Consider the following 17,153-nt stretch of genomic DNA (forward strand, 5'->3'; position numbering starts at 1 on the left):
CTCCCCCATCAGCCCCCGCCCGGCGGCATGGGCGAAGGCCCCGTAGCCGAGGGCGCCGCTCTGGAAACCGCCCTCCACGATGTTGTTGATGTTGATGAAGCTGGCGATGCCTCCTCCGTCCTTCTCGCACACCAGGAACCCGGCCTTGGTCGGATCCTCGATGAGCCGTCCCGCGTACGCGGTGTACGCCGCGGGTGTGGCCGGCGGGAACAGCCACGGCCGGTGCAGTTCCCTGCTCTCCCGCACCCGTGCGACGAACTCGGGCCCGTCCTCGGGAGTGAAGCGCCGGATCGCGACGCGGGGGCCTTCGATGAGGTGACGAACGTTCTCGGACACCCCGCCACGGTACGTCCGGACAGGCGTCACCCGCGCCGTCTCATGAAGTACGCCCCGCACACCGCCCCGACCAGGCCCGTCCCGAGGAGCGCCAGCCACAGGGGCATGGTGACCTCGGAGACCAGCAGTTGGATGTCGGTGCTCCGGGTGTTCTGGAAGACGAAGACGAGCGCGAGGACGGCGAGCAGGCCCACGAGAACCCTGCCGGGGGTCAGCGTCTCGCTCCACCGCTTCCGCCCGTGCGTCCCGACTCGCTTCGATGTCTTCGGGCTCATGTCTCCAGGATGACGCGAGCCAGCGGGATGCGCCTGACGGGAGCCGTCCCCGGGAGGCGGGCCGGGGAGCCGAGCGGTGGAGCCGGAGGCCCGAGCGGAGGGGCGGGACGGGCGGTGGATCAGGGAGCCGAGCGGTGGCGAGGGGGCGTCAGAGCAGGGCCGGCTCGTCCAGTGTCAGCGTCCCCGCCTCCGCGTCCAGCTCCGCCGTCACCCCGAAGGGGATCGTCAGCGCCCCTTCCCCGTGTCCGAATCCGAACTCCTCCACCATCGGCACCCCGACCCCGCCGAGCCGGTCGACGAGCAGCGCCCGCACCTTCTCGTACGGCTCGCACTCCGCCCAGGACCCGAGGACGATGCCGGCGACCCCGTCGAGCCACCCCGCGCGCAGGAGCTGGGTGAGGTAGCGGTCGAGTCGGTAGGTCTCCTCGCCGACGTCCTCCAGGCAGAGCAGGGCGCCCCGGGCGGAGGGCCGGGCGTGGGGACTGCCCAGCTCGGCGGCGAGCAGGCAGAGGCAACCGCCGAGGAGCACGCCCCGCGCGCGGCCCGGTACGAGGGCGGTGCTCCCTTCGACGGCCCGGATCGTGCGGACCGTCTCGGGGGAGAACAGGGTGGCGCGCAGGTGCTCCTGGGCCCGGCTGTTCTTGAGGAAGTCGACGCCCGCGGCCATGGGTCCGTGCAGGGTGACCAGCCCGGCCCTGGTGGCGAACGCCTCGTGCAGGGCGGTGATGTCACTGAACCCGACGAGGGTCTTGGGGCCCGCCGCCCGTATCGCGTCCCAGTCGAGCAGGTCGACCATCCGCTGCACGCCGTAGCCGCCGCGGGCGCACAGCACGGCGGACACGGACGGGTCGCACCAGGCGTTCTGGAAGTCGGCGGCACGGTCGGCGTCCGTGCCCGCGAGATAGGGGAACTCGGGGTGCCGGTCCAGCGTGTGGGGCGCCACGACAGGATCGAGGTCCCAGCCGCGCAGCAGGTCCAGCCCGGCGCTGAGCCGCTCCTCGACCACCGGCCCGCTGGGCGCGACGACGGCCACCCGGGCGCCGGGCACGAGGCGAGCGGGTCTGGTCAGCGGGGTCACGGGCGTTACTGGTGTCACGGGTGTCACTTGGCGAGCTCCAGAGTAGGGATACCCGGAGGATTCAACCCGAAGACCTGCGCGTACAGCGAGAGCTCCGCCTCCAGGACCCGCACCATCGTCTCCGCCCGCCGGAAGCCGTGCCCCTCCCCCTCGAAGGCGAGGTAGGCGTGCGGCACCCTCCGCTCGTCGAGCCGGGCCAGGAACCGCTCGCACTGCGCGGGCGGACAGATCACGTCGTCGAGGCCCTGGAGCAGCAGGAACGGCGCGGTGATCCGGTCCGCGTGCTCGGTGGGCGACCGCTCCGCGTACCGCATCGGTTCCTCGGCCAGGGACCCGACCAGGCTCTCCAGGTACCGCGACTCGAAGTCGTGCGTTTCCCCCGACCCCCAGTTCGCGAGGTCGAGGATGGGATACAGGATCGTTCCGCAGGCGTAGACGTCGGTCGCGGTCAGGGACACGGCGGCGGTCCAGCCGCCCGCGCTGCCGCCCCTGATGGCCAACCTGGTCCGGTCGGCGGTGCCCTCGTCGGCGAGGGCGAGCGCCACGGCCGCACAGTCCTCGACGTCGACGACGCCCCACTGCTCGCGCAGCCGGTTGCGGTACTCCCGCCCGTATCCGGTGGACCCCCCGTAGTTGACCTCGGCGACGCCGATGCCGCGTGAGGTGAAGTAGGCGATCGCGAGGTCCAGGACCAGCGGCGCGCGGCTGGTGGGCCCGCCGTGCGCCCAGACGACGTAGGGCGGCAGCTCGGTGCTGAAGGCGACGCAGCCGGGGTTGTGGGGCGGGTAGACGTGTGCGTGGATCTCGCGTCCGGCGGGGCCGAGGAAGCTGCGGATCTGGGGTTCGGGGTAGTGGGAGGGGTCCACCGGGTCGTCGTGCGCGGCGCCGATCACCCGGGCGTCGCCGGTGGCGGCGTCCAGCTCGACCACCTCGTACGCGCTGCGGGGGCTGGCGCCGATGCCGAGGACCCGGCCGCCGCGCACGGCGAGCGAGGGGGCGAACTCGGTCCACGGTCCGGCCGCGTCCACGACCTGGCCGGTCTCCAGGTCGAGGACGCCGAGCGCGGTGGCGCCCCGCCCGTGGATCACGGCGACGAGCCCGCCTTCCAGCAGCGCGAACCAGCGCCAGCCGACCTTCCACAGCGGGCCGCCGAACTCCTCCTCCCGGGCACAGAGGGCCGTGCGGCCGCCGCCGTCGGGGTCGAGGCGGTCAGGATCGGGGTGATCAGGGTCGAGGCGGTAGAGGTTCCAGTAGCCGGTGGTGTCGCTGGAGTACACGAGGGTGCCGTCGCCCGCCCAGTCGACCTGGGCGACCGACTCCTCCGGGCCGCCCGCGACGGGCCGGGGCGTGCCGAGCCGACCGTCACCGGTCACCTCGGCGACCAGCAGGGACGTGCCGTCCCACGGCATCCGGGGGTGGTCCCACGCGAGCCAGGCGGCACGGCGGCCGTCCGGCGAGAGACGGGGGCAGGTGACGAACCGCCTGCTGTCGTCGGTCAGCTCCCGCACGGCGCCGCGGTCCTCGGCCGCCGAGCCGTCCAGCGGTACCGCGGCGACGACCCGCCGTACGTCGGTGGGCCCCTCGCCGGTGAACTCCTCCAGGACGCACCACACCTCGTCCCGTTCCGGGTGCGGCATCGGGTCCACCCAGCGCAGCCCGCCGCCTACCGGCGACACCGGGGTGAGCGGCCGGGGCTCGCCGCCCGGCTCGAAACCGTAGAGGCGCTGGTCGGCGAAGTTCACGAAGACCACGAAGGGGCCGGTGTCCCGCAGGACCCCGGCCCAGGGCTGCCCGCCGTACTCCATGACCCGGCTGCGCACGTTCCACGGGGCCGGCAGGACCGACGCCTCCGTGCCGTCGGCCGTGCGCCGCACCAGGGTGCGTCTGCCGCCCTCGGTGGGCCGGGGCTCCGTCCACCAGGCCTCGTCGCCGACGAAGCCGACGAACTCGGGATGCCCGTCGTGCGCGGCGGCGAGCGCCGCGTCGATCGGCGAGGGCCACGAACCGTACGCCAGGGTCTGCACCTTGTCCCCCATGTCCCTTCGTCCCCCGAGTCCCATCGGTCAGGCCGCCCGCAGGAAGCGGTCGAGCACACGGACGCCGAAGTGGAGCGCCTCCACCGGGACGCGCTCGTCGACGCCGTGGAAGAGCGCCGCGTAGTCGAAGCCCTCGGGAAGCTTCAGCGGCGAGAAGCCGTAGCCGGTGATGCCGAGCCGTGAGAACTGCTTGGCGTCCGTGCCGCCCGGCATGCAGTACGGCACCACGTGCCCCTCGGGCGCGAACTCCTCGACGGCGGCCCGCATCCGCGCGTACGTCGTCGAGTCCACCGGTGACTGGAGGGCGACCTCCCGGTGTTCGTACTCCCAGTCCACGTCCGGTCCGGTGAGCCGGTCGAGGGTCTCCCTGAACTCGTCCTCGCCGCCGGGCAGATACCGTCCGTCCACACGGGCGGCGGCCTCCCCCGGGATCACGTTGATCTTGTAACCGGCGTCCAGCATGGTCGGGTTGGCGCTGTTGCGCACGGTCGCCTCGACCAGGGCGGCGGCCGGGCCGAGCTTGTCGAGCAGCCGGTCGACGCCGCCCGGGGCGTCGAGGTCGGCCTCCACGCCGTACAACGCGGCGAGTTCGGTGAGGGCCGCGCGGACGGTCGGGGTGAGCCGCAGGGGCCACTCGTGCGCGCCGATCCGGGCGACGGCCGCCGCCAGGCGGGTCACCGCGTTGGTCCGGTTCACCTTGGAGCCGTGGCCGGCGCGGCCGCGCGCGGTGAGCTTCAGCCAGCCGGTGCCGCGCTCCCCCGCCGCGATCGGGTAGATCTGGCGGCCGCCGCCGTCGTGGAAGGTGAAGGCCCCCGACTCGCTGATGCCCTCGGTGCAGCCCTCGAAGAGAGCGGCGTGCCGGTCGGCGAGGAACCCGGATCCGTCCTCGGCGCTCGCCTCCTCGTCGGCGGTGAACGCGATCACGAGGTCCCGGCGGGGGCGTACGCCGGTGCGCGCCCACTGCCGTACGACGGCGAGGATCATCGCGTCCATGTTCTTCATGTCGACCGCGCCCCGTCCCCAGACCACGCCGTCGCGGATCTCCCCGGAGAACGGGTGCACGGTCCAGTCGGCAGCCTGGGCGGGCACGACGTCCAGATGACCGTGGACGAGCAGGGCGTCCGCCGACGGGTCGGTGCCCTCGATCCGCGCCACCACGTTGGTCCGGCCGGCGGTGCGCTCCAGCAGCGTGGGCTCCAGGCCCGCCTCGGCCAGCAGTGCGGCGGCGTACTCGGCGGCCGGCCGCTCCCGGCAGTCCCCGCCGCCGCGGTTGGTGGTGTCGATCCGGATGAGGTCGGAGGTGAACCGGACCACCTCGTCCAGCGCCCGCTGGTCCACGGGTGCCGTCTGCTCAGCCATATGTCTCCTCCACCGCGGCCGAGACGATCGTGGTGACCGCCTTGAAGGTGCGGATTCCCTCGTACATGGTCGGGCTGGTGTACGCGACCTTGCGTTCACCGGTACGGACCACCCCGGGCACCACGGTCGCGGCCATCGCGAGGTGCTCGGCGTCGAACTCCAGCGCCACGGTGAACGGGCCGCCCCTGACCGGTGCGTGCCGTACGGCGAGCGCCGCCGCCTCCTTCGCCGCCGCGCGGATGTCGGCGGCCGTTCTCGCCGGGGTGCGGCACACCGCCGCATACCGCGACACATGGTCCTTGACCGCGACTTTGAGCGCCTCGGGCGCATAGCCCAGGGCGTCCTCGCACGCCACGTCGTCGCCGGTCACCAGCACCACCGGTACCCCGTACTCGGCCACCACATGCGAGTTGAGCAGCCCTTCGCTGGCCCGCTCGTCGTTCACCCACACCCCGGTGATGGAGTTCGCCAGGTAGGTGTGGGCGAGGACGCCCTCCATCCCGGCACCCGCGTGGTAGCCGACGAAGGCGATGCCGTCCACGTCCCCGTGCTGCACGCCCTCCACCATGGACAGCGCCTTGTGCCGCCCGGTGAGCATCTGCGCGCGCTCGTCCAGCTCCTCCAGCAGCAGATTGCGCATGGTCCAATGCGCCTCGTTGATCAGCACCTCGTCGGCCCCGCCGTCGAGGAAGCCGAGCACGGCGGCGTTCACGTCCGAGGTGAACATGGAACGGCACCGCTCCCACTGCGGTGTCCCCGGCAGCACGTCGGCCGGCCAGGTGACACCGGTGGCGCCCTCCATGTCGGCGCTGATGAGGATCTTCATGCTGCTTCACGTTACGCGTCGGCGCGGGGAAGGGCAGCCGCCTTCCCCGCGCGGCCAGGCGGCGACGGCCCGGGCGTACTGCCCGTTGCACGCACCGTCACGCTGCAGACGGCACGGCGGGTTGGTGCCGGACGTCCGGAGGCCGTTCGCGCCCCCGGTTCCTTCCTTTGAGTGCTCGAAGCCTGTTGTGGTGGGCACGCCGATGAGTTTCGGAAGCGTGCCGGGTCTTTGGGGTGCCACGGTGACCGAACCGATCAACCGCACCCGAGGAGAACGACATGACCGCCGCCTACACCTTCGACGTCTTTTCCAGCCTCGACGGCTACGGCGCCGCCGGCGCCGACTGGACCGGCTACTGGGGCAAGCAGGGCCCCGAGTTGCTCGACCACCGCCTCGCCCAGTACGGCCCGGAGCAGCGGATGGTCTTCGGGGCCAACACCTATCGGGCATTCGCGGGGATGCTGGCCGCGAGCACCGAGGAGTCCGACGTGCGTGACCCATGGGTCACTCGTATGAGGAGCCTGCCGGCAACGGTGGTGTCCACGACGCTGGCGGGCCCCCTCGACTGGCCGGACGCGACCGTCGTGAGCGGTGACGCCGTCGATGTCGTCGCCCGGCTCAAGGCGGAGTCCGAGGTGCCGCTGCGCTCGCACGGCAGCCTGTCGATGAACCGGGCGCTGATGGCCGCCGGCCTGGTCGACCGCTTGCAGGTGACGCTCTTCCCCGTCATCACCGGTGAGACCGGGCTGGACCCGATCTTCCGGGGTGCGGCCGACTTCGATCTGGAGCTGATCGAGCACCGCACCCTCGACGGTCACATCCAGGAGCTCGTCTACCGACCCACGCTCCATTGACCTGGGTCGTCGTCCAGCCGTGTCGAGCCCCGCCGCCGGCCCTCCCAGCGCCTCTGCCGGCCACCGCAGGCACTGTCCACAGGCGCTGTCCACCGAGGCGGGGGGCCGGGGTGTCGTCACTCGCCGTCCACCCGCGACGCTCGGCCTCAAGCCGTGCGCCCCGCCACGTACCACCTGGACGGCAGTTCGAGACGGGTTCCCTCGGCCGTGTGTTCCGTGGTGACCAGCGGGAGTTCGCCGCTGGTGACGAGGGTGAGGCCGGCGGCGCGCAGGTACTCCGGGACCGCCGCGTCGGTGACCTCGCCGGGGGCGATGCCGTGGCGGAAGATCGGGGCGAGCTTGGCGGGAGGGCCGGCCGGGTCGGCCGCGAGGCCCATGAGGACGGGTTTCGCGGCCTCGGAGAGCTCGACGAGGCAGACCCGGCCGCGTTCACCCAGCAGCGTGGCGACGGTGTCGACGAGGCGTTGGCGGTCGTCGGGCTCGCACTGGTGGAGGACGCCGCGCACATAGACGTTGGCGTCGCCGAGGTCGGCGTGGAGGGCTTCGGCGTCCGTCTTGTCGGCCGCGTCGAGCACCCGGTAGTCGGCCCGGCCGTCGGGGTCGGCTCGGCGGGCCAGGTCGAGGGCGGCGGTGGAGAGGTCGGCGCCGATGACGCGGGGGAAGCGGTCGGCCAGGTAGCGGGTCTGGGTGCCGTTGCCGCAGCCGAGGTCGACGAGGGGGAGGGCGGCCGCCGTCAAGTACGGCTCGAAGAGCGCCAGATGGACGGCTGCGGTCCGTTCGGGCCCGGCGTCCCAGAAGACGGCGCCCGGTTCGTCGGGAGCCTCCCGCCAGAACCCCTCCCAGGCCTCCCGGTACCGACTCGTCACGCTCATGCCACACCCCCGACCAGCGACACGGCCGCCGCTCCGACGGCCCAGATCGGTCTACCGTGCCCGGCAGCCGCAGACAAGCACCGTGCGCGTACCTTCATCCCCCGTCCGGCTCACGCGCGCCCCCGAGCGCCCCGCACGCCCCGGTCGGAAGCCGGTGCGGGCAGGCCTCGCCCGCGTGTCAGCGCCGCCGTGGCAGGGTCAGTTCGAACCACACGGTCTTGCCCGCGCCCGTCCGGCTGGTCCCCCATTCGCGGGCCAGGGTGGTGAGGACACGCAGTCCCCGGCCGGACTCGTCGGTCGGTGCCGCGCTGAGCAGGGTCGGCAGGGTGGGGTCGTCGTCGTAGACCTCGCACAGCAGGGTGTCGCCACGGACCAGTCGCAGTTCGACGCGGCGCCCGCGCGCGTGCCGTACGGCGTTGGTCACGAGTTCGCCGGCCAGGAGCACGGTGGTGTCCGTGAGGGCGTCGAGGCCCCAGACGCAGAGTTGTTCGCGGACGGCGGCGCGGGCGCGGGCCGCCTCGGCCGGGTCGGGGGCGAGACGCCACTCGGCCACGTCCTCGGGCTCGATGCCGCCCAGCCGTGCCATCAGCAGGGCCACGTCGTCCTTGCGGCCGCCGCGGGTGTTGAGGGCGCGGATGATGGTGTCGCAGGCGTCGTCCATGGAGGCGGCCGGGTGGGCGGCCGACTCGCAGAGCGTCGCGAGGCCCACGCCGATGTCCTCGCCGCGCATCTCGACCAGCCCGTCGGTGCACATCACGAGCCGGTCGCCGGGGTCCACGCGCACGCGTACCGCCTCGAAAGCGACTCCTCCGACGCCGATGGGGGCGCCGGTCGGAAGGTCGAGGAGTTCGCTGCGGCCGTCCACCGCGCGGACCAGCACGGGCGGGATGTGCCCGGCGTTGGCGAGGTGGAGTTCGCCGGCGATGGGGTCGTAGACGGCGTAGAGGCAGGTCGCGAGATAGTGCTCGCCGAGGCGCTGGGCGAGGTCGTCGAGGTTGCGCAGGAGCTGCGCGGGCGGCAGGTCGAGGGCGGCCATGGTCTGCACGGCCGTGCGCAACTGCCCCATCATCGCGGCGGAGTTGAGGCCGTGCCCCATGACGTCGCCGACGACCAGGGCGGTGCGGGCGCCCGGCAGCTTCACCGAGTCGAACCAGTCGCCGCCGACCCGTCCGAGCAGGGTGCCCGGCAGATAGCGGGTGGCGATGTCGCAGCCCGTCATGTGGGCCTCGATCTGCGGCAGCATGCTGTCCTGGAGCGTCTCGGCGACGTTCTCCTGGTAGGTGTACATGCGGGCGTTGTCGAGGACGAGGCCCGCGCGGGCGGCGAGTTCGGCGCCGGTGACGCGGTCCATGTCGTCGAAGACCTCGCGCTCCGGGTGGCGCAGCAGGATCATGAAGCCTAGGACGACGTTGCGGGCCTTCAGGGGCACGACCAGCATGGAGCGGCCCGTGATCAGCGGGCGGATGTCGCGCTTCTCGAACTGCGTGGCGATCGCGTGCCCCATCTGCTCGCTGATGCGCGGCACGAGGACGGGCTCGCCGGTGGTCATGCACTGGAAGAACGGGGTGTGCGCCGGGAACGGCATGGCCTCGCCGACGGGGACGACGTCGTCCCAGCGGCCCGGCTCGTCCGTGTGCTCGACGGCCACCCGGTGCCACATGGTCGTCGTGTCGGGCACCCCGTCCGGGAACCCCTCACCGGCGACGACCTGTTCGCGCAGATACGTGCCGGCGACGTCGGTGAAGCGGGGCACGACCGCCCTGCTGACCTCGACGATGGTCCGGGAGAGGTCGAGGGAGGTGCCGATGCGTCCGCTGACCTCGTTGAGGAACTCCAGGCGCTCGCGTACGGCCGCGTGTTCGAGGTCCTCGCGCTCGTCCCGCGCGTCGGCCGGCACCGGCAGCCCCTCCGCGACGGCGCGCGCGGCCCGTGCACGGCGGGCCCGTCGCTCCGCGCGCCGGGGCACGCCCCAGTCGGGGGTGACGGGCACCCGGTCGTTCTGGCTGAACTCCAGCACCGGATAGCCCAGTTCGAGGACCTGGGCGACGATGCGGGCGCTCTCGTCGACGCTCATGCTGGGCAGGATCTCGGGGAGCCTGCGGGCGAGCTCCTCGGCGCCGGGGAAGTCGGTGTGCAGGGCGAAGCCGGGGGCGATGCGTTCGACGGCGACGACCGCCCCGTCCTCGCGCCGCAGGGTCTCGGCGTCGGCGGCCAGCACCAGGAGCCGTTCCCGGCCGGGGCCGACCAGGGGGTACGCCCACCACAGGACGTCGATCCGGTCGCGGCCGGGCACGGTGAGGCGGGCGCGGCCGGCCGCCGGGTAGGACAGTTGCCCGTCGAGCGAGGTCCCCAGATCGTGCCCGAAAGGGTCCTGCCCGAGGGCGTCGTACGCGCCGTAGGCCGCGCGGGACGGGCTGTCGTCCTCGTCCGGGAGGGCGCCGGAGACGGGCAGCAGGTCGAGGGCGGGGTGGCCCACCGCGTCGTCCTTGGCCGTGCCGAAGAGCCGGCGTGCGCCGGAGCTCCAGTGCGACACGAGCCCGGCGCGGTCGACGACGACCACGGCGAGGGGAATCCGGCCGGCCGCGCCGTGCTCCGGCGTCTCGTGACCGGCTCCCGGGCCGGTAGTCGCGCCCGTGTCGGTGCCACGGTCCATGGCCAAGGCCCTTTCTCCCCACGGCTCGCAAGATCTGCGCCGCCCTCACTACCGTACGGCTGAGTAGCGTTGCGATGTGTGGCAATACGCGAATTGCCCCGTAGGAGCCTCCGGCGCGCGCAGGCCACGCGGGCGGCGCACGATGACTCGCACGCCCCCCGCGTGTCCGGCCCCTCAGTCCGCGTACCCGAGGTGGAGGTCCTGTTCCGTCCTGGAGCCCGAGACGACCTGGAGCACCGTCGCGACGGGCGGGTACCCGGTGGCGATGACCGTGTACTCGCCGCAGGAGAGGTCGACGAAGCGGAAGGTCCCGTCGATGCCGGTGGTGATCGTGTCGACGACGTTCCCGGCGGCGTCGAGGAGGGTCACGCGGGCGTCCTCCACCGGCCGGCCGCCCGCGGCGCGGACCGTGCCCCGCAGGACGGCGCCCCCGGTGAGCTCGATGTCCTGGCGCGTCTCGCGGGCGGCCCGGACGGTGACGGGCAGCGCGGCGGGCCGGTAGGAGTGGGCGCCGGCGGCGAGGGTGTACTCCCCGGCGACCAGCTCCGTGATGAGGTACTCGCCCTCCTCCCCGCTGCGGGTGGTCACGACGACCTCGCCGTGCACATCGGTGAGCGTGACGGTCGCGTCGCCCACCGCCCGGCCGTCCGCCGTCCGTACCGTCCCGGCCAGGCGTCCCGCGCCACCGAGCACGATGTCGACCTCGACGGGCCGCTCCCCGACGGTGACGCTCACGGCCTGCGGCTGGTGGCCCCCGGCGGCCGCGATCAGCACGTACGCCCCCGGCCCGGGCGTGGACAGCGCGTACCGCCCGTCGTCGCCGCTGCCGCCGCGCCCCGTCTGCCGGCCTCCGGCGTCGATGAGGGTGAGCGCGGCCCGGGGCACGACGGAGCCGTCGGAGTGCTGGACCGTGCCGCGGACGGGGACGCCGGGGGCGTACGGCGAACGCGCCTGCGGGATCTGGGCGGAGGGCGAGTCCGAAGGCCCGGGCTCGGAGGCGTGGTCGTCGGCGACCTCGTCGAGGGGCACAGGGATCCTCTCCTTGAGGAAACAGGCGACGAGGAGCCCGAGGACGAGCACCGGCGTGAGGTACAGGAAGATCCTCGGCATGGCCTGCGCATAGGCCTGGACGTAGGCGTCGCGCAGGGGCTCCGGCAGGGCGTGGACGAGGTCCGGGGTGAGGGAGCCGGGATCGGGGAGCACGGCGCCCGCGCGCTGCGGGAGACGGTCGGTCAGCCGGGCCGTGAGGAGCGCGCCGAAGGCGGCCACGCCCACGCTGCCGCCGATCTGCCGGAGGTAGTTGCCGGCCGCGGTGGCGGGCCCGATGTCCTCGGGGCGTACGGAGTTCTGCACGGCGAGGATCAGAACCGGCATCACCATGCCGATGCCCGCGCCGAGGACGGCGGTCCAGACGCCGAACTGGAGCCGGGGCGGGTCCGTCTCCAGCCGGGACAGCAGCCACACGCCGAGCGCGGTCAGGGCGCAGCCGAGGACGGGGTACGTCCGGTAGTGCCCGGTGCGGCCGATGAGCCTGCCGGAGATCACGGACGCGCCGACGATGCCGGCCGTCATCGGCAGCATCAGCAGCCCGGCCTCGGTGGCGGAGATCCCGCCGGCCATCTGCAGCTGGACCGGCAGGTAACCGGCGGCGCAGAAGAGGGCGATGCCGATGGCGATCCCGACCAGGCCGGTGACGACGAAGACGGGGTCCTGGAACAGCCGTAGTGGGACGAGGGGTTGGGGCGCGATCCGCTCGACGACGAGGAAGAGGGCGGTCGCGACGACCGCGCCGGCGGCGAGACCGAGGACGGGCCGTGAGTTCCAGGCGTACGTGGTGCCGCCCCAACTCGCCAGCAGGACCACGCAGGTCGAGGCGGTGGCGAGCAGCAGGGCCCCGAGGACGTCGAGGCGTCCCTCGGCCGTGGGCCTCGGAAGTCTCAGCGCGAAGCTGACGACGGCCAGCGCGAGGAGCCCGGCGGGCACGTTGAGGAGGAAGCACCACCGCCAGGTGAGGTGGTCCATGAGGAGGCCGCCCAGGAGCGGGCCCGCGACGGAGGCGAGGCCGAACACGGCGCCGACCAGGCCCAGATACCGTCCCCGGTTCCGGGACGGCAGGATGTCGGCCATGATCGCCTGCACACCGATCATGAGGCCGCCGGCGCCGATGCCCTGGAGTGCGCGGAACGCGATGAGCTGGTCCATGGTCCGGGAGAACCCGGCGAGCGCGGAACCGGCCACGAAGACCGTGAGCGCGAACTGCAGGACGCCCTTGCGGCCGTGGAGTTCGCCGAGTCTGCCGTAGACGGGAAGGGTGACGGTGGCGGTGAGGAGATACGCCGTGACCGGCCAGGACAGGCGGTCCGCGCCGTGCAGCTCACCGGCGATCCCGGGGAGGGCGGTGGCGACGACCATCTGCTCCAGCGCGGCGAGGAGCAGGACGAGCAGCAGGGCGGAGAAGACCAGCCGGACGCGGTGCGGACCGAGCGGGGGAGGTCCGTCCGCCGGTGGCGGTGGAGCGGGTGTGGTGGTCGGCTCGTCCTTCACCAGTGTGGTCGCGCCCATGCGTACCGCTCCCCTCGTCGCACTTACCGACAATTCCCGCGTTAAGCGGCAACTGTCGGCAAGTGCGGCGAGTTACGGCATTCCGGGGAGCGTCACGGAGATCCACTCGAACCGGTGAGGACGGCAACGCGCCCCGGATGATCGCCCGTTGGACCGGGCATCCTTCCCGCTCCGGGTTACTTCTCGACCTCGGCGGCGAGGTTGGCGAGCAGGGCGTCGTAGATGCGGGCGAGGCCCTTGGGGGCGAAGGTCTTCTCGAAGAAGCCGCCGATGCCGCCGGCGCCCTGCCAGGTGGTGACGACGACGACGCGGGAGCTGCCCTCGCCGGCCGGGGTGACCCGCCAGACGGTGACCATGGAGGAGTTGCGGTCCTTCTCGACGAGCTCGCCGTCGGAGGGCTCGGTGACCTCCAGGAGGCAGTCGCGCACGCGCTTCTTGGTGGCCTGGAGCTTCCAGTGGACGAGGGTGCCCTCGCCGTCGCCGCCCTCGCGCACCTCGTACTCGCTGAAGTGCTGCGGCATCAGCTTCTCGCGCGCGCCGTTGTACTCGGCCAGGGTGTCGAACACCGTCTCCGCGTCCGCCGCTACGACTCGTTCGGTCGTGGCCTCGACCTGCGCCATTGCACTTCCTCCAGCACTTGGTAACTCGGGGATGTGCGGAAAGCCAACCACCCCCCGGCCGGACGGCCCAAATCGGGGTGCCCCAAGGGCCCCGAGCGGACGCCCCCGAGGCCTCGGATCGAGCGGCCCCGAGGGCCCCCGACGAGACCTCCACACGATGTTCGAAAACCAGTTCGCACGATCAAGGGAACATGTGTTCTATTCTGGGGGGAGAGCAACCGAGGAGGCGTCCATGCGCTGGGACCATCTGGCCGAGAACCCCGCCACGGCCCGGGACGCCGCGCTGTTCGGCGCGGACCTGGTGACGAGCCGCACCTTCGACACCCCCGAGTTCCGCGGCATGACCTTCCACGAGGTCCGGGCGAGGACGATCGTGAACCGGGTGCCGGGCGCCTCCCGGATGCCGTTCGAATGGACGGTGAACCCCTACCGCGGCTGCTCCCACGCGTGCGTCTACTGCTTCGCCCGCAAGACCCACAGCTATCTGGACCTCGACACGGGCCTCGACTTCGACTCGCAGATCGTGGTGAAGGTCAACGCGCCCGAGCTGCTGCGCCGGCAGCTCGCCGCACCGCGCTGGCACGGCGAGCACATCGCCATGGGCACCAACGTCGACTGCTACCAGCGCGCCGAAGGCCGCTACCGCCTGATGCCGGGCATCATCACCGCCCTGCGTGATCACGCGAACCCCTTCTCGATCCTCACCAAGGGCACGCTGATCCTGCGCGACCTGGAGCTGATCCGTCAGGCCGCCGAGGTCACCGAGGTCGGCATCTCGGTCTCCGTCGGCTTCACCGACCCCGAGCTGTGGCGCACGGTCGAGCCGGGCACACCCGCCCCGGAGCGCCGGCTCGACGTGGTGCGGGCCTTCACCGACCTCGGTATCGGCTGCGGGGTGCTGATGGCTCCCGTGCTCCCCTTCCTCAGCGACCACCCCGACCGGCTGCGCGCCACCGTGCGGGCGATCGCCGCCTCCGGCGCCACCTCGGTCACCCCGCTGGTGCTGCATCTGCGGCCCGGCGCCCGCGAGTGGTACATGGCCTGGCTGGAACGCCACCACCCCCAACTCGTACGGCGGTACGAGCTGCTGTACGCGGAGGGCGCCTACGCCCCCAAGTGGTACCAGCGGCAGATCACCCGTCAGGTCCACGAGCTGGCCCAGGAGTACGGCATGGGACCCAGGCGCGCGGAGCTTCCGCGACGGACACCGGCGCGCGAGCCGGTGGCGCCGGAGCCGGTCCCCGACACGGCACCGACGCAGCTGACGCTGCTCTGACCCTCCTCGGGGCATCCGGGCGCTTCTCGCGCCCCCGATGGGGTCAACTCTCTCCGGAACGAGTTCCTTCGGGGGCCTGCTCCGGGACGATGCGACGAAGGCCGTGGTCTGCACGGCCCGAAATCCTCCGTCCTGGGAGGCCTGACGATGAAGAAACGCGCAGCTGCTCTGTGCGGTGCCGCCGCCGTGCTGGCCGGAATGGTCACGGCGGTCCCGGCCGGCGCGAACGGCGCCCTGGCCGCCGTGCCGACGGCGAAGCTCGCCTGGAAGAAGTGCGCCACCGCCGACTACCCGACGCTCCAGTGCACCACCCTGAAAGTGCCGTTGAACCACGGGGAGCCGGACGGCAGGAAGATCACGCTCGCCCTGTCCCGCGTCCCGCACACGGCGAAGAAGTACCAGGGCCCCCTGGTGGTCAACCCGGGCGGCCCCGGCGGCAGCGGCCGCACCCTGGCCGGATTCGTGGCGTCCTCGCTGCCGAAGAAGGTGGCGGCGCAGTACGACGTCATCGGCTTCGACCCCCGCGGCGTCGGGTCCAGCAAGCCCGCGCTCACCTGCCGGCCCGGCCATTTCGCGCCGGTGCGCGCCGACTCCCTGCCGGTCGACGCGAAGGCCGAGCGCGCCAACCTCAAGCGCGCCAAGGCCTTCGCCGACGCCTGCGCGAAGAAGTACGCGGACGTGCTGCCGTTCATCGACACGGTCAGCTCGGTCAGGGACATGGACGCCATCCGCGCGGCCCTCGGCGCCAAGAAGATCAACTACTTCGGGTACTCGTACGGCACCTATCTGGGCGCCGTGTACGCCAAGCTCTTCCCGCACCGGGTGCGCCGCGCGGTACTGGACTCGGTCGTCGACCCCTCGGGCGTCTGGTACGACGACAACCTCCGCCAGGACCAGGCGTTCAACGACCGCCACCGGGCGCTGATGGCCTGGATCGCCAAGAACCACAAGACGTACCGGCTCGGCACCGACCCGGAGAAGATCGAGGCCAAGTGGTACGCGATGCGGGCGGCGCTGGCCCGCAAGCCCGCGGACGGCAAGGTGGGCCCCTCCGAACTGGAGGACACCTTCATGCCCGGCGGCTACTACGACGGCTACTGGCCCCATCTCGCCGAGGCGTTCGCCGCCTACGCGAACAAGAAGAACGACGACCCGCTGGTCGAGGCCTACGAGAACTTCGGCGCCGTCGACGCGGCCGGTGACAACGGCTACAGCGTCTACACCTCGGTGCAGTGCCGCGACGCGCGCTGGCCGCGCGACTGGGCCGAGTGGCGCGACGACAACTGGGCGGTGCACGAGAAGGCACCCTTCATGGCCTGGAACAACGCCTGGTACAACGCGCCCTGCGCTTTCTGGCCGACCGAGGCCCTGGACCCGGTGGACGTCTCGAACACCGCGCTGCCGCCCGTCCTGATCCTCCAGGCGACGGACGACGCGGCCACCCCGTACGAGGGCGGGGTCGTCACGCACCAGCTGCTGCGGGGCTCCAGTCTGGTGGTCGAGCAGGGCGGCGGGAACCACGGCATCTCGCTGAGCGGCAACGCCTGCCTGGACAAGCACCTGGCGGCGTATCTGACCGACGGCAGGGTGCCCCGCGGCACGGGCGAGGTCGACGCCGTCTGCGCGAAGCTCCCCGCCCCGAAGCCCCTGAGCACCAAGGCCGCGTCCGCCTCGTCCCGGGGCTCGGCACTGCACGGCCTGCTGGGCTTCCGCGGCTGAGCCCCGGCCGTGGGAGGCCCGCCGAAAACCACGGGACTCCCACGGCCGCCCGGTCCTAGGGTGCGGCCATGAACGCCACTCCCCATGACCTCCGCATACGCGAGATGACCAGCGCCGACTGCCGCCCCGTCGCCGAGATCCGCGCAGGGGGCTGGCGGACCGCGTACGCCGGGCTCGTACCGCGGTCGTACCTCGACGCGATGGACGTGGCCAAGGACGCCGAACAGCGGCGCGCCATGCTCCTGAAGCCCGGCAACCCGGTGGTGAACCTGGTCGCCGAGCGGGCCGGCGAGATCCTCGGCTGGGCGGCGTACGGCCCCTACCGCGACGGCGAAGTCCGCACCGCTGACGCCGAGTTGTACGCGCTCTACGTCCGGCCGGGACACTGGGGCGGCGGAATCGGCGCGGCACTCCTGCACACCACCACCGATCGCTGCGAGACCGCCGGCCACGACCGGATGCTCCTGTGGGTACTGAAGGAGAACGCCCGGGCCCGCCGCTTCTACGAGCACCACGGCTTCACCCCTGACGGCGCGGAAGAGCCCTTCGAGGCAGCCGGGGTCGAAGTGCCCGAGGTGCGCTACGTACGCGCCCCGTAAGGGGCGCGGGGCCGTATCCGATATGCGGCTCCGCCGCGGGGCGCGACCAGCCCCCACCGGGCCCGCACCCGAATCAACGCCCCCCAAG

14 protein-coding genes are annotated in these 17,153 nt (G+C 72.6%); 4 read left to right on the forward strand and 10 right to left on the reverse strand.

The window, feature by feature from the left end; translation table 11 throughout:
• The 6 genes from P1P70_RS12280 to P1P70_RS12305 all read right to left on the reverse strand — a co-directional run.
• Positions 1-336 (reverse strand): GNAT family N-acetyltransferase (locus tag P1P70_RS12280; protein ID WP_319236847.1); only part of this gene is annotated, 336 nt, incomplete at its 3' end.
• 26 nt (positions 337-362) lie between these two features.
• A complete protein-coding gene (locus P1P70_RS12285) occupies positions 363-611 on the reverse strand; it encodes a LapA family protein (protein WP_319236848.1) in 249 nt (82 codons plus the stop codon).
• A gap of 148 nt (positions 612-759) precedes the next feature.
• Complete coding sequence (locus P1P70_RS12290; protein ID WP_319236849.1) at positions 760-1,689, reverse strand: LD-carboxypeptidase; 930 nt, start codon at positions 1,687-1,689, stop codon at positions 760-762.
• A gap of 23 nt (positions 1,690-1,712) precedes the next feature.
• The gene (locus P1P70_RS12295) at positions 1,713-3,725 is read right to left on the reverse strand and encodes an LpqB family beta-propeller domain-containing protein (RefSeq protein WP_319236850.1); all 2,013 of its coding nucleotides are present in this window, start codon (positions 3,723-3,725) and stop codon (positions 1,713-1,715) included.
• A gap of 27 nt (positions 3,726-3,752) precedes the next feature.
• Positions 3,753-5,084, reverse strand: a complete 1,332-nt coding sequence (locus P1P70_RS12300; protein ID WP_319236851.1) for a M20/M25/M40 family metallo-hydrolase — start codon at positions 5,082-5,084, stop codon at positions 3,753-3,755.
• A complete protein-coding gene (locus P1P70_RS12305) occupies positions 5,077-5,910 on the reverse strand; it encodes a M55 family metallopeptidase (protein WP_045556579.1) in 834 nt (277 codons plus the stop codon). The genes P1P70_RS12300 and P1P70_RS12305 overlap by 8 nt, the downstream gene beginning before the upstream one ends.
• 278 nt (positions 5,911-6,188) lie before the next feature.
• Between P1P70_RS12305 and P1P70_RS12310 the strand changes: the two genes are divergently transcribed.
• Positions 6,189-6,764: a dihydrofolate reductase family protein gene (locus tag P1P70_RS12310; protein ID WP_319236852.1), complete on the forward strand. Its 576-nt coding sequence runs from the start codon at positions 6,189-6,191 to the stop codon at positions 6,762-6,764.
• A 146-nt stretch (positions 6,765-6,910) separates the two neighbouring features.
• On the opposite strand, the gene P1P70_RS12315 is transcribed toward P1P70_RS12310, so the two are convergent.
• The 4 genes from P1P70_RS12315 to P1P70_RS12330 all read right to left on the reverse strand — a co-directional run bounded on the left by P1P70_RS12315 (position 6,911) and on the right by P1P70_RS12330 (position 13,471).
• Positions 6,911-7,636, reverse strand: a complete 726-nt coding sequence (locus P1P70_RS12315) for a class I SAM-dependent methyltransferase (protein ID WP_319236853.1) — start codon at positions 7,634-7,636, stop codon at positions 6,911-6,913.
• Between the two features lie 178 nt (positions 7,637-7,814).
• Positions 7,815-10,289, reverse strand: a complete 2,475-nt coding sequence (locus P1P70_RS12320) for a SpoIIE family protein phosphatase (protein WP_319236854.1) — start codon at positions 10,287-10,289, stop codon at positions 7,815-7,817.
• A 174-nt stretch (positions 10,290-10,463) separates the two neighbouring features.
• On the reverse strand, positions 10,464-12,851 hold the full coding sequence (locus P1P70_RS12325) for an MFS transporter (protein WP_319236855.1): 2,388 nt from the start codon (positions 12,849-12,851) through the stop codon (positions 10,464-10,466).
• Between the two features lie 176 nt (positions 12,852-13,027).
• Entirely contained in the window at positions 13,028-13,471 is a 444-nt protein-coding gene (locus tag P1P70_RS12330; RefSeq protein ID WP_319236856.1) for an SRPBCC family protein, read from the reverse strand.
• 232 nt (positions 13,472-13,703) lie between these two features.
• Between P1P70_RS12330 and P1P70_RS12335 the strand changes: the two genes are divergently transcribed.
• From P1P70_RS12335 to P1P70_RS12345, 3 genes are all read left to right on the forward strand, one after another.
• Positions 13,704-14,747: an Rv2578c family radical SAM protein gene (locus P1P70_RS12335; protein WP_319236857.1), complete on the forward strand. Its 1,044-nt coding sequence runs from the start codon at positions 13,704-13,706 to the stop codon at positions 14,745-14,747.
• Between the two features lie 147 nt (positions 14,748-14,894).
• The gene (locus tag P1P70_RS12340) at positions 14,895-16,466 is read left to right on the forward strand and encodes an alpha/beta hydrolase (RefSeq protein ID WP_319236858.1); all 1,572 of its coding nucleotides are present in this window, start codon (positions 14,895-14,897) and stop codon (positions 16,464-16,466) included.
• 68 nt (positions 16,467-16,534) lie between these two features.
• Positions 16,535-17,065, forward strand: coding sequence for a GNAT family N-acetyltransferase (locus P1P70_RS12345; protein WP_319236859.1), 531 nt, complete (start codon positions 16,535-16,537; stop codon positions 17,063-17,065).
• The last annotated feature ends 88 nt before the right edge of the window (positions 17,066-17,153 follow it).

This window comes from Streptomyces sp. MB09-02B (assembly GCF_033794485.1).
Classification (GTDB): domain Bacteria; phylum Actinomycetota; class Actinomycetes; order Streptomycetales; family Streptomycetaceae; genus Streptomyces.

What these genes read in the sequence shown, in the direction of transcription:
- P1P70_RS12300 (WP_319236851.1), bottom strand. Translation starts at nt 5,084, where the DNA reads ATGGCTGAGCAGACGGCACCCGTGGACCAGCGGGCGCTGGACGAGGTG.
- P1P70_RS12310 (WP_319236852.1), top strand. Translation starts at nt 6,189, where the DNA reads ATGACCGCCGCCTACACCTTCGACGTCTTTTCCAGCCTCGACGGCTAC.
- P1P70_RS12325 (WP_319236855.1), bottom strand. Translation starts at nt 12,851, where the DNA reads ATGGGCGCGACCACACTGGTGAAGGACGAGCCGACCACCACACCCGCT.
- P1P70_RS12295 (WP_319236850.1), bottom strand. Translation starts at nt 3,725, where the DNA reads ATGGGGGACAAGGTGCAGACCCTGGCGTACGGTTCGTGGCCCTCGCCG.
- P1P70_RS12285 (WP_319236848.1), bottom strand. Translation starts at nt 611, where the DNA reads ATGAGCCCGAAGACATCGAAGCGAGTCGGGACGCACGGGCGGAAGCGG.
- P1P70_RS12305 (WP_045556579.1), bottom strand. Translation starts at nt 5,910, where the DNA reads ATGAAGATCCTCATCAGCGCCGACATGGAGGGCGCCACCGGTGTCACC.
- P1P70_RS12330 (WP_319236856.1), bottom strand. Translation starts at nt 13,471, where the DNA reads ATGGCGCAGGTCGAGGCCACGACCGAACGAGTCGTAGCGGCGGACGCG.
- P1P70_RS12340 (WP_319236858.1), top strand. Translation starts at nt 14,895, where the DNA reads ATGAAGAAACGCGCAGCTGCTCTGTGCGGTGCCGCCGCCGTGCTGGCC.
- P1P70_RS12345 (WP_319236859.1), top strand. Translation starts at nt 16,535, where the DNA reads ATGAACGCCACTCCCCATGACCTCCGCATACGCGAGATGACCAGCGCC.
- P1P70_RS12335 (WP_319236857.1), top strand. Translation starts at nt 13,704, where the DNA reads ATGCGCTGGGACCATCTGGCCGAGAACCCCGCCACGGCCCGGGACGCC.
- P1P70_RS12320 (WP_319236854.1), bottom strand. Translation starts at nt 10,289, where the DNA reads ATGGACCGTGGCACCGACACGGGCGCGACTACCGGCCCGGGAGCCGGT.
- P1P70_RS12315 (WP_319236853.1), bottom strand. Translation starts at nt 7,636, where the DNA reads ATGAGCGTGACGAGTCGGTACCGGGAGGCCTGGGAGGGGTTCTGGCGG.